Origin of the sequence: Moorena sp. SIO1F2 (assembly GCF_010672755.1) — a bacterium.
In the GTDB taxonomy this organism is placed as follows: Bacteria; Cyanobacteriota; Cyanobacteriia; order Cyanobacteriales; family Coleofasciculaceae; genus Moorena.
On record NZ_JAAHFV010000188.1, the window covers coordinates 1 to 12,411 of the forward strand.

Here is a 12,411-nt window from a genome sequence, read left to right on the forward strand (position 1 = left end):
GTTCCCATTCTGCCATTGATTCTAAATAATCAACAGGTTCTTTTTCATAGTATTCCCATATAGCATGAGATGATAGTTTCCTTTCTAAATAGTCTCTAAACGTCTGGTCAATATAAGTTGAACCAAACGGTCCTCCCGTACCTTGAGCAGCATCCTTAAGTCTTTGGTCAGAATCAATTTCATGGACAGTAATATCAACCGTACCCCCACCACAGTCAACTACCATAAAAATAGTTCCTGGTTGAAGTTTTACTGCCTCTTTTTCTTGGCAATAAATGGCCGCTGCTTCTGGTTCTAGGATTAATATTAGACGATCTTGATCAGCACGAGATTCACTAATTAATCCAGCCTTAATAGCAGCACGACGCATTAACTTTTTATCAGCATCTGTCCAAATCGCAGGAACACTTAAACACCAACGAATCTCCTGATCCTGTAAAATTCCCCCAGATGCGTTCCCAATATTTTCTTTAGCAACTTTTGTTAGTTCTCGTAAATAATCACTAATCACGTTAATAACTAAAACTTCTTTTCCATCACTGGTAGTTATAACTGGCCCATCTGATGTTCTTTGTTGTGATTGATGTAGTTGCATTTTGAAGTTTTTATGATAGTGGTAATCTGTAGCTTCTTGATTTTGACGTAATTGAGAGTGTTTACTCCTTGCTTGATAACCCCATGCTTCTACTTGATGATCAGGAGAATATAATATTTCCGTCAAAGTTTTAATATATGGCATATGTTGACCTCCTGGCCACTCAGTGCGTCCGACTATCTCTATTTCATTCTTGATGGCTTCAATATTTTCTTTGTTAATATCAGCCGGACTTATAGCATATGCAAAACCAGAACGAGATGTACCGAAATCAATGGCAATAACCGCTTTAAGTGATAAACTTGATGAGGCTTTATCGCTTTCTTTACCAAATAAATCTTCAAATTTAGTCATAAGATAATGTCTCCTAGTTCATCTCTTTTAAGAATACCTTTCATTTTTAGGTGACACAGTAAATTGTACTGCTCATAAAACTCCTCAACTTGGAGGGCTAATATTTCCAATTCCTCTTGAGTGTCTAACTTGAATTGTTCCAAATTGGGACGAGTTTTAAAATAATACAAATGATAAAAAGCACTCATTAAACCAACAGCTTTAGATAAATACTTTCCTACTGTATCCTGTAAATATAAACTGTATTCTCCCATTTTTTGATAACTATCAGGGGAGTTTCCTGTTCCTATGGGCAATTGAAAAGGAAAAAATCTTAAATCTAAGCTAGTATAGCCTTCCTGTTGATCTGGAAGTAAATTCCAAAAGGTAATATGAGGATGAATCCTTTGAACCTGCTGATGAGCTCCATGAACACCTTGAATATTTCCATGTATGAGAATGACTGGTATATCAGAAAGTACGCTATAGATATAATTCACATCTCGATCAGTTTGATACAAAGGCCGCTTAAAATAGCCATCTTGCTTAGATGCTATATCATTCCAAGGAGCTTGACGATAGGCACTATTGAAAGCATTACGAAAATCAACATAACCACCTTGTTCTCCTAACGGTTTAGATATGCTATCATCCCAAAAAGGAGAAACTAAAATAATTGGTAACTTCGTCTGCTCATATAGTGTTTTAAGGTTTCGATAAGTTGTCTCTATACCATCATAAAAAGGACTGTTTTGATCTTCTTTTTCTAAATTTCGAAGAGCTTTGTTTGTCCAAATGGCATAGCTGGACTTTAAATGTTCAATAATTTCTTGTTCTTGAATTCTGATACCAGAATCAATAAATGATTTCACAATACTTTGTTGGTATTGTAATGTTAATTCTTCCAATTTATATTGCTGTTGTTTTTTCAGTTCTTTGATACGGAACAGTGATTGCAGTTCAAGCTCTTCTGAACGTAATTGATGTTGTAACAAGGATTCCTGCTGACGTAAGCGACTAGCTTGAGGTTGTGTCCATATAATATCTATAACTTTCCCAATAACAAGTCCCACAGGTTCAGCTAATGCTGATATTAGATTAGGATTAAGAAGTTTACTATCGACCATTGTTGATTTATCCTCTATATCTTGATGATTTGGATGAAGATGAAATAGTTTAGCCTAACTCTAGGAGAATCATACCTCAGATCTGAGGGGGTTACATGAACTCTGAAAAGCTTACTATATAATTAATGCTTTGAGGCCAATGCTCTTATGCAAGATACCGTTCCAAATTGACCCTACTAATGATTTTCATGAAGCTCCGAAGCCTTATAACTACCTCTCTGCATTCCTAAAGACATTGTAAATAAATTTTACTCTTCCCTACAACCATTCATTCAGAAATATGATATCTTTCTAGATACTCATCTGAAAAAGCAGCAAGCAAAAATTCAGCATTTGATACTGCTTTTGAATTCTGATCTTGCATTATAAGCGTAGCAAGGCCACAAATTTTTAGGTTTTTTTAACCTTTGTGATCCTTGATCATCAATTATATATATTCAGGATATCCCACATGAGTACAACACCAGGTCAAACCGCAGATGCACGGAACCGCGTCATTGAATCCGCGAACCGATTGGGGGTTCAAATCAATAGACCTCTTGCAAAAGTATTTTTATGATAGTGTTTACGTCAATTCTTGTCCACTGTTCCCTGTTCCCTGTTCCCTGTTCCCGACTTCTGCCGCGAAGTCTAATGAACAAGAATTGGAACGATGGATGAATTCCATTACCGAAACCACAGAGGGCAGCGATATTGTCGTCGATGAAAAGACAGGGGTTTTCGGTCACAAAGTCAGCATGTTGGATTTTGACCCGAAAGACCTGGAACGTTTTCGCACCATCGGTAAAATTGTCGAATTTGACTATGTTCCTGGTGTCGTAGAAACTGCTTTGGCCCTCTCTGGTTCAGCGGGCTTAAATCAAGGTTTGAGCATAAATCAACTCATAACCAGCAACTTTCAACTTCCGATTATGGACACGGGCGTTATTGCTTCGGAAGTTAGGTTGTGAGGAATCCCATAACACTTTGGGGAGATTGTAGCGATCGCATATTTGATCAGTCAGCTCCCGCGTCGTGAGTTTGAGGTCGTTAACTAGGTTGTAGATACCTTGGCAGCGGTTTCGTCGGGCAAACTCCACGGCCTGAACAATGTCGTCTCGGTGAATCCAATTGATAAAGTTATCGCCACTGCCAGGAAGCGTCGTGCCTGCCAGTCGCTCAAAGCGCTTGCTTAACTCACGACCGGGACCATAAATCCCCCCAAGGCGCAGGATACAGACGTTGCAATTTTCACTGCTTGCCCCTAATAAAATATGTTCCGTCAAAGACAAAACCCGACCATGTTCGTTGGCTGGAACGATGGGAGAATTTTCATCTACCCATGCCCCCTCTTGGTTACCGTAGACGGCGCAACTACTTAGGTAAATTACCTGCTTCACATTGGGATTATCTGCTAAAGCTGCTACCAAATTGCTAGCGGTGGGGATGTAGGTGGCTTCGTAGAAGTTGGCATCAACTTGCCTATTACTGATTGGGGCAATACTCAGGACGATAGTGTCTTGATCAATAAGTGCCGACTGCATCCCTTGGGTATCATCCCCTTTCATCACCACCACCTGTGAAGCGACTTCCTTCAGCTTTGCTACCCGTTCTTGGGTAGTAGTGGTAGCTGTAACCTGGTGACCCTGCTGGTGATGCCAGAAATTTGCTAGAGCTGTGCCAACATAACCGCAACCAATAATGGTAATATTCATAAGGTATAATCTTTAGGGACATCCGTAACAATTTCAATAAAGCGAGTCTGAACCCCTCGCTAAATAGATCCGTTGGAGGAATATGCTTGACTTCAACAGTTGAGCTGTTGGTTCCGGATTAAGTAACGTCAGATCAACCTGTCTAGGACTTTCTAATAGAATTCCCAGAGGTTATGATCACGTAACAGTTTTGGCTGAATCCTGAACAGCTTTTGATTTCCCGATAGATATTGCTGTTTTATTATATCAATTTTAGCCTAAATGTAAATATTTGTAAATGTAATGTAAAATACATACGTTGCTGTGCTAAAATGTCGTAAACTAACAGCGATTAGCCAAGGGTTGCACACCATCAGCCCAAAATCCTCAACGTTTCAAGTCGAGGAGATTTCAAATCAGCGACTTACCCCAATTATTTGGGATTATGTGAGAGGAATAGTGGTACAGTATTTGTGGTATTGCTACAGAGTTGAGATCGCTTAAACAGCTTAATCTGGATTCAGCAGCTTGATATCGAACTCTGTAACCTCAGCATATGCGCTACGCGCACGCTGCTTGAGGTGCCGTGAGCTTTTGGCTCAGGCTACTTGATGTGCCGTCAGCCGTTGGCCGTAGACCAAGCTAAGGGAACAGCGGTGAGCTAAAGCTCACGCTGCGCGAACAGCTTTTTTTATTCAAAAGCACCGATTGCGCTACGCCCACGCTGCTCTGTTGGCAACTTTTGTCCTGTACTGAGATTTACGCCTAGTCTTATAAAAGTAAAAGAAAAAGATCACCATGAAACCATATTTCTCTGGACTTTTAATCCTATCCACAGTAACCACAATGACTGGTTGCACGAACGTTGGTGGTACGCCAAGGGCACAGGCTGCGCCATGCGAAAATCCTGTCACAAAAAACGATGTTCTAGCTGCACAGGAAAGCTGGGGCAAAGCCATTGTCGCCATTGGCAAGGCAGAAAGCCCAGAAGCAGAAGCACAAAGTACTCTTGACAGGCTTTATGCTTATGATCTTGGTACGGTTTTGTTCAAACCAACACTGGCCAGCGATGATCCGTTCAGAGGCACGGAGAAAGAGGCTTTGTCTTATTTTGTCGGCGGCAGCATCAGCGAAGATAAAGGTTTTGCTCTTGCGCCCTATAACAAAGTGCGCTTTGAGAATGAAGGAATTATTACCAACTGCGATACAGCCATGTCGATGGGTGAGTATTTTTTCACCAAAACAGACGGTAGCGAGATCAAGGTAGAATACTCTTTTGGTTATGTTCGCGATGAAAACGGTGATCTGAAAATCAATCTGCACCATTCATCTCTGCCGTATCAAGCAAAATAAGGGCGATTGACCGTAGGTCACGCTACGCGATCGCACGTCTGTCAAAAGTTGAGCTAGGTCTGGCGCTAGACTGTCCACCCATTGCTGTTGCTGGCTCGACTCTTTTGGCGGTTGAATCTCTTCTGGTGGTTGGGTCATTTCGGGTGCTGCTTCTATCTGTGATGCTTCAGATAATGCGCTCGGCTCTACAGGGGGCTGATTTGCTTCTGGCTTGGGCGTTTCGGGTACTGCTTCCTTAGATTCTGCTTGAGCTGTAGGTGGTGTTTTTGATGCGTAAAATTCAGCTCGTGCCCTAGCTTGGCCTTGAGGTATGGCATCATTAAATATTTTGCTAAGAGACCTCCTGTGATGAACAACGGTGAGCCAAAAGCAGTCATCAAAGTCACTCTCAAGCAATGCTTTGGCACCATAAGGAAGACAAGGATAACGATCAAATAGAGCGGTTCTGTGGTTGGATGAGGTACACAAGAAATGGCTTTCCCCTAGTAGGGCTGATCAAGATGTACCTCACAGTCGCGGGAACCGCTATCACTCTTTAGTCGCCGCCACCGCAGCCACCACAGCCGCCACCGCAGCCACTATCACCGCCACCGCAGCTACTGCCACCGCCACCGCAGCCACTATCACCGCCACCGCAGCTACTGCCACCGCCACCGCAGCTACTGCCACCGCCACCGAAGCCACCGCCACCGAAGCCACCGCTATTACCAGAATGGCTGGGAGGATTAAATACCTTTAGCAAGTCTTCTAGACCATATTGGCTCAAAACTGTACTACCAAATAGAGCAAATGCCAGGGCTAGTTGAGAATTGTTTTGAGCATTTTGCAGCATCCGATGCTTAACTTTTAGGTTTGCTAATACAGTATCGCCATAACGACTACGGTTGACTGGTACAACCAGAAAGAACAAACCAATGATTGCTGTGATGACGCACAGTATGATCAAGAAACCGACTGGCTTATGTCGGGAAATGCCTACTATAATCTTGCTGATTCCTAAGAACAAGACAGCAAACAGAGGCAGTGCGGGATATTGCTGGGCTGATTGGGCTTGGTCTTTTGTAAGTAAGAGATTGAGATCGGTTAAGCGATCGCGTATTTGGTCTGTAACGGATGCAGCGGATGCTCTGATTTGAGTGATGCTCTCACCAATTTTGACAGCATTCTCAATTTTAAGTTCAAGGGGATTAGTTTTGTTACGCAAGGGATTGATTAATTCTAGCCTTCGGTCTTCGGGCACAGGTTTTAAATGTCCACTCTGCACAAGGTTAACGATGGCTGTATCGACAGCTCGCTGTTGACCACCAACTAAATAGCCTGTCTCATAGGCATCGAGAGAGACCGATTTGCCATAGGGTGCGGAAGCTGGTTGTCGTAAATACCAACGTAAACCGTAGGCCAAGACTACCGCAGCACTTACTAGCAATAGATAGAACCTGAGAAATAATGGTCCTGTGAAATTAAGTGGATTTGCGCTATTGACTAAGGCTAATGACTGACAACCTGTGATGGTTACTGTCAAAACGAACAATAGGAAAACAATCGCGTATTGGTTGAGGCCAAACTTGGGGAGTGAGTTTAAACTAACCTTAGGAAAACTAAGCCTAGGTAAACTACGTTTAGGCAAATTAACTTTAGGTAAAATCCAGTGCTGCTGAGGGTTTACCCGCACAAAATTGATATCCTGACTAACATGAATATCAGCAGGTGCCCAAATATCTAATGGTGGTGCTTCCCCAAAGAAATAGTGATAGCTGGCTAGGGTTTTACTGTACCAATCGTCGAATTTAGACTTTTCTCTGGCACCACCACCACTAGGCAGATGATGAAAGGGGGTTTGTAGAATGTTTGGGCAAAATTCCCCCCAGTAAGAATGGGTATAGGTTAAGTGTAGATGCCACACTTGATCTACTGGGTCAGAAGGGGAGACGGGATGGTCAGCTACTACTGCTAGAAATGCAAATTTCTTGTATTCTTCAATTACCCGCTGAGTGTAGTTAAAACTCCAGCGATTTTCCCGAGCTAGTCGCTTGCTAAAGGGAAATTTGGCCTCAGCGTCATCTAAAGAAAATGCCTGAAGGCGTTGATATAATTGGGTTTGTTGAAGGTTCATAATTGTTGGTATTTTCCTGTACAATGCTAGTTACCTGAATCTACCCATATATTTCTATTCAGCCCAAAAATAAGGTTTTATGAAAACGTGTTTTGATTTTGCGTTCGCGTAGCGTGGTCTACGCCCAGGTGGGGGAATGCGTCGCGATTTTGTTCAAATAAATGTGAAGATAGTTTAAATATTTCTGGATAATTTCAAAAATATGGTATAATCTATATACTATAAAGTATGCTAGTTGCCTGAATCCCATACCCCCATAACTTAAAGCGCTGCTTGACTCACAATTCTTAGGATTAAAATTCCTAGTAAATCCTGAGGGAGTAACAGCGCTAATCATCAACATGCAAATTTTCGTAAGTCAATCAGAGTCAAGGAGACTCCTGTAGCTTATTGGATCTGGCAATCTACCAAAATACGGCAATCAATAGAAATGAATAGAGTAGTTACTTTAACACTAGATGGTGACCTAGATAGTGGAATTCGAGTCACTTTGACATGGGGAACAACAGACAAGTCAGCTGAAGGAAAAATTATGAGTCGGTTGGCCCCAAACCCCGAAATTTATCAACTATACACCGATTGGCAGCAAGGATATCGTAATTTAGAGTATTTTTACCGAAACCCCCGCTTAACTCCCAAAGGAGTGTACATCTCTTCGGTTAAATCCTGTGAGCAATTGGTTGACGAGTTAAGGAACAATATTAACCAATGGCTGAATTCTAGATCCGATGGCTTTGACCAGGTCAGAGATCAATTAACAACTGAGTTAAGCCGTCATCGTGATACTCGGGTATTGATTCAGACCGATAATCCTCAGCTTCAACGATTACCATGGCACCTCTGGGATGTATGGGAAAATAATCATGACTCCGTTGAATTTAGTTTAATTCCCTTGGAATACCAGCCACATCCAGAAACTAAACTGAGAAATCGGGTCAGACTATTAGCTATTCTTGGTAACAGTGAGGGAATTGATATCGAAACCGACCGCAACTATTGGCAGCAAGTCTCTAGCTTAGACTCATCCTCTTGCTTTCTAGTAGAACCGACACGAGAGGAGTTAGACCAAAAACTTTGGGAAAACGATGGTTGGGATATTCTGTTTTTTGCTGGTCATAGTTCTAGCGAATGTAATGATGAAACCGGTCGAATTTATATAAATAAGGAAGACAGTATTCTCATTAATGAGTTAATCCCAGCTCTCAAGCAAGCCATTAAAAACGGCTTGAAGCTAGCTATATTTAATAGCTGTGATGGTTTAGGTTTAGCCAATGCTCTAGCTAAATTACAAATGCCACAAGCCATTATTATGAAAGAGCCAGTGCCCGATGAAGTTGCCCAGACTTTCCTCAGGTTTTTTCTGGAAGAATTTTCTCAAGGAAAGTCTCTCCAGAAGGCAGTTAAAGTAGCACAAAAAAGACTGCATTATCTAGAGAATCGATTAGATAGAAAATTACCCTACGCTACTTGGTTACCAGTGATTTATCAGCATCCTAAAGCACAACCTTGGCGTTGGCCAGTGTCAGGATCATTAGTTAAACTTTTGATTAAATTAGCGTTAGGGACTGTTGCGATCGTTAGCATTTACGGAATTTACAAAATTGGCACAGAACCTAACAAGCTAGGAGACAAGATTAGTTCTGGGGAAGAGATACTGGATACAACCTCTGCTCCACGTTTCAAGCAACGGAGTGTGAAGTTACTAGCTAAGTGTCAGGAGCCATTCAGAAATTATTTAGGAATTTGGCGTCAAGAAACCAGGAAAAAAGTTCGGAATTGCTTTTGGACAAAAGCTCACTATAAAACAGCTGTTGAGTTACTTAAACAATCCTGGCAACAGAATGGAGCCGATCCGGAAACGTTAATTTACTTGAATAATGCGCTACTGGAAGCTGAAGGAAAAAACTATTATACAATAGCTGTTACAATTCCCATCATTGACACCCCGAATCAATCAGTAAAAGATGCCAATGCTGCTAAAGAAATTCTGCGAGGAATTGCCCAAGCTCAAACTGAAGTTAATTTGGGACTCTTTGAAGTCGATAACGAACTGATTCAGCAATTTCCAGGTAAAGATTTTCTAAACCGTAAAGGGATTAATAATAGGATTGGACTCAGAGTCGTAATTGCTGATGATGCCAATAGTGAAGAAGAGGCGAAAGCAAGAGCAAGCTTATTGGTGAAGCAATCGAGTATTCTAGGAGTCATCGGTCACTGGACTAGTGAAACAACTCTTGCCGCTGTAGATACTTATCAAAATGGGAAGCTGGTCTTGATTTCTGCCTATGCCATGACAACAGAATTCACAACTAACCCTCGAAATTTTTTCTTTCGGACTGTACCTACTACTGAAGACGAAACTGATAGTTTAGTTGAGCACCTACTTAAGATAGATCAACGCCAAGTGGCAGTTTTTTACACTCCTCAAAGCCCAGTTAATAGCTATGCATGGAATAAATTAAAACAAAAGTTTGAAACCAAGGGAGGAAGGATCATAAAAGTCCGAGAGTATAAGTTATCCAAAAGTAACTTCAACGCCAACAAAGCCCTAAAGGAAGTAAGCAAATATAAAGAAACAGCCTTGGTGTTATTCCCAGATGCTCAAATCACTGATGCTTTGGAGAATTCCATTGAGTTAATCAAAGCTAACAACGGTCGTAATTTGATAGTAGGGGGATGGAATCTCTATAGTCCCCAGACTCTAAGCATCGGAGATTCAAAGCTATTGGAGAAAGTAGTTTTATTTGTTCCCTGGCATCCCCGAAGCAGTCCTAACCAAAAATTTACTCAAGACACTAGGAAATTGTGGCATGGACCAGTCAATCCGACCACAGCTACCACCTATGATGCCACTCGTACGTTGATTAAGGCGTTAGAAATGTCAAATAAACCGACACGTAAGGGTATCCAGAAAACATTAGCAAGTGATGGTTTTAGTGCCGATGGTGCAACAGGAACCATTGAGTTTGAATCCAACGGTGATCGCAAGAATCCTCCTGGAGAATTAGTTCATATCGTACCTTGTCCCAAGAGCTTCTTGGGTTTAGCCTTTGTGCCCCTTGAGTATTCTTCTTGTGATCAAAAGCATTAAGATATTAGCTATCAGCATTCAGCATTCAGCATTCAGCGATCAGCCAAAGGCTGACAGAATTCTAAATTCTTAATTCACCATTCTTAATTCAATCTTTCCAAAACACTATTTAATAACTGCAGCTGATAAACCTGGCTGCTGACATCCTGTGGTTCTTGATTTCTTGGCAAACTGATCACTTTCTCTGCCTTGGTTTGATACTGACGCACCATCGAAAAAGCTTCTTTACTGAAACCAGTCAGATAATCCTGAGCTGCATCACTTAAGGCTTGGGCTACTTGAGCGTCATAAGAGTCAGCAGATGAATCTGACTTATCTTTCTTTGCCCCTTTACTGAGGATATAGCTAGCTCCTCCAGCCATGGCTGCGCCCACTTTACCTTTTAAAGCCAAACGGATTCCAGTAGAAAGAGCAATTGGGATAACTTTTTTTAACTCCTCGGAAGAGTCGGGAGGCTCAGGTATAATAACTTGGGGAGTATCGGGAACGGAAATAATTAGCTTACCAGGGGACTGATGCTCAAAAAACTCACAAGCTTTATCAACCCATTCCTGGATTGCTTCTTGATATCCATCAATGTCTTGTTGGAATTGTGCTTGCCAAGGGTTAAATTCCCCTTGCTGAAGTGCTGTCAGAAGTTTCGATTGATAGCGTTCTAACAGTTTGGGCAAATAGAGCCAACTCTCGAAATCAGAAACAGTGGCTTGGAATCCTTGTTTAATCAATTTATGAGCTTTTTGTTGCAGTTCAAGTTTAGCCTGATGCTTCTCTTTGGCAGTTTCTAATTCTGAGTTGATGACTTGGATTTTAGACTGTAGTGCTGCTTTAACTTGAGTTGCGATCGCATCCACACGATCCAGGCGAACCGTTGTCTTTTCCCGTTGAGCAGCTACCATACTTTGTAGTGCTGATTCAAACATCGCCAATCCCGTCGTATGTGCTTGATCAGATAATCCTTTTAGTCTAGCTCTCAAAGCAGGTAGGGCATCAACTCGATACAAGTTACTAAGGGTATTCGGTAATTCCGAGCGAAAACTTTCAGCTACAAACCGTAGCCTAGTCTGGACTTCTTTTTGCTGATTAGGTTCCAATAAATTCAGGAAATTGACTACAAAAACAACAGTCTTGATTCCTCTATCTATTAACCAATCTCTCAGGTTTTCCCGCTCACCCAAAGTCATCAGCTGGCGACCATCCAGTACTTGAACTACTAAATCTGCCGTTAGCAGTTGGTCGCGCACTAATTTATCCTGAGCTTCCCGGTCATTTGTTCCTGGTAAATCCAGAAATTCTACACCAGTTTTTAGGAAGGGATGGGGACAGTAAACGTCTACCGAAGCGACATCAGAGCGCATACACCGTTGCTCATCTAAGATAGCATAGCGCTTCAAGACCTCTGTGCTATTTTCACTAATTTCTGTGCCATCAGTCAGGGTAATTCGAGTATGCAATTGTTCTCCATATCGGATATGAATTGCAGCCCCTGTAGTGGGAATTAGACCAATGGGCAGAGTGCGCTTTCCTAGCAAAGCATTGAGCAAGGTGGATTTTCCATAATTAAACGGACCAAAGACAGCAATCCTAAATGTGGGATTTTCTAAATGGTCGCACAGGGCAATCACATCCTTTCGCAAGGGTGAGTCTTGCTCCAAATCAAGCAGACCGATAGCAGACCTAAGAGAATTAACAACAGACTGATAGATTTGCTGATCTTCCATGACAAGTTGTGTTAAGTAATTGGTCTGTGGTTCTACTCCTCGACTTGAACCCAGCACTAAGCACGGTAGCAAATACAGTTTGACATCCTCCCCCGTTAAATCAGAGATTATAACGGGGGATTCCCAAACTTCACAATTTGGGTTTACTGCTTCCAAAGCACTTATCTAGGTTGTTGTAAACCCCCGACAGCCCGCCTACACAGTCATTTTCTAGCACGATCTGTCCGACCGCAGTAATACCACGTTGACAAATCACTTGAGCAGCTGAAACATCTCTGTTAATTTCATAATGGCATTCAGGACATTTGTGTATGCGTTCAGACAAATCTTTTTTGCCTGTATTTATACCACAATTTGGACAAATTTGACTAGTATATCTGTAATCAACTTTGCCAAAATATACGCCTC

At 41.8% G+C, this 12,411-nt stretch carries 10 protein-coding genes; 3 read left to right on the top strand and 7 right to left on the bottom strand.

Annotated features, from left to right (window positions below; all coding sequences use genetic code 11):
• Both F6J94_RS20530 and F6J94_RS20535 read right to left on the bottom strand, forming a co-directional pair.
• On the bottom strand, positions 1 to 949 hold a 949-nt coding region (locus F6J94_RS20530; RefSeq protein ID WP_293043764.1), incomplete at its 3' end, for an Hsp70 family protein.
• Positions 946 to 2,055, bottom strand: a complete 1,110-nt coding sequence (locus F6J94_RS20535; protein WP_293043766.1) for a hypothetical protein — start codon at positions 2,053 to 2,055, stop codon at positions 946 to 948. The genes F6J94_RS20535 and F6J94_RS20530, both read right to left, overlap by 4 nt.
• Before the next feature lie 539 nt (positions 2,056 to 2,594).
• Here F6J94_RS20535 and F6J94_RS20540 point away from each other — a divergent pair.
• Positions 2,595 to 3,005: a hypothetical protein gene (locus F6J94_RS20540; protein WP_293043768.1), complete on the top strand. Its 411-nt coding sequence runs from the start codon at positions 2,595 to 2,597 to the stop codon at positions 3,003 to 3,005.
• On the opposite strand, the gene F6J94_RS20545 is transcribed toward F6J94_RS20540, so the two are convergent.
• A complete protein-coding gene (locus tag F6J94_RS20545) occupies positions 2,910 to 3,749 on the bottom strand; it encodes an SDR family oxidoreductase (protein WP_293043770.1) in 840 nt (279 codons plus the stop codon). The genes F6J94_RS20540 and F6J94_RS20545 overlap by 96 nt on opposite strands.
• Before the next feature lie 777 nt (positions 3,750 to 4,526).
• Here F6J94_RS20545 and F6J94_RS20550 point away from each other — a divergent pair.
• Positions 4,527 to 5,081 (top strand): hypothetical protein, encoded by a 555-nt coding sequence (locus F6J94_RS20550; protein WP_293043772.1) that lies wholly within the window; start codon positions 4,527 to 4,529, stop codon positions 5,079 to 5,081.
• Here F6J94_RS20550 and F6J94_RS20555 read toward each other — a convergent pair.
• Positions 5,055 to 5,549 carry a hypothetical protein gene (locus tag F6J94_RS20555; RefSeq protein WP_293043774.1) on the bottom strand — a complete coding sequence of 165 codons (495 nt, stop codon included), beginning with the start codon at positions 5,547 to 5,549 and terminating at the stop codon, positions 5,055 to 5,057. The genes F6J94_RS20550 and F6J94_RS20555 overlap by 27 nt on opposite strands.
• A 67-nt stretch (positions 5,550 to 5,616) precedes the next feature.
• Positions 5,617 to 7,194: a TIGR04222 domain-containing membrane protein gene (locus tag F6J94_RS20560; protein WP_293043776.1), complete on the bottom strand. Its 1,578-nt coding sequence runs from the start codon at positions 7,192 to 7,194 to the stop codon at positions 5,617 to 5,619.
• Between the two features lie 430 nt (positions 7,195 to 7,624).
• On the opposite strand from F6J94_RS20560, the gene F6J94_RS20565 reads away from it, so the two are divergent.
• Positions 7,625 to 10,285, top strand: a complete 2,661-nt coding sequence (locus F6J94_RS20565; RefSeq protein ID WP_293043778.1) for an ABC transporter substrate-binding protein — start codon at positions 7,625 to 7,627, stop codon at positions 10,283 to 10,285.
• Between the two features lie 83 nt (positions 10,286 to 10,368).
• Here F6J94_RS20565 and F6J94_RS20570 read toward each other — a convergent pair whose 3' ends face one another.
• Both F6J94_RS20570 and F6J94_RS20575 read right to left on the bottom strand, forming a co-directional pair.
• Positions 10,369 to 12,159, bottom strand: coding sequence for a dynamin family protein (locus F6J94_RS20570; protein WP_367142249.1), 1,791 nt, complete (start codon positions 12,157 to 12,159; stop codon positions 10,369 to 10,371).
• On the bottom strand, positions 12,134 to 12,411 hold a 278-nt coding region (locus F6J94_RS20575; RefSeq protein WP_293043780.1), incomplete at its 5' end, for a zinc ribbon domain-containing protein. The genes F6J94_RS20570 and F6J94_RS20575, both read right to left, overlap by 26 nt.

Bases quoted from the DNA above. Each gene is read 5' to 3' on its own strand.
- F6J94_RS20560 (WP_293043776.1), bottom strand. From the start codon at position 7,194: ATGAACCTTCAACAAACCCAATTATATCAACGCCTTCAGGCATTTTCT.
- F6J94_RS20550 (WP_293043772.1), top strand. From the start codon at position 4,527: ATGAAACCATATTTCTCTGGACTTTTAATCCTATCCACAGTAACCACA.
- F6J94_RS20545 (WP_293043770.1), bottom strand. From the start codon at position 3,749: ATGAATATTACCATTATTGGTTGCGGTTATGTTGGCACAGCTCTAGCA.
- F6J94_RS20535 (WP_293043766.1), bottom strand. From the start codon at position 2,055: ATGGTCGATAGTAAACTTCTTAATCCTAATCTAATATCAGCATTAGCT.
- F6J94_RS20565 (WP_293043778.1), top strand. From the start codon at position 7,625: ATGAATAGAGTAGTTACTTTAACACTAGATGGTGACCTAGATAGTGGA.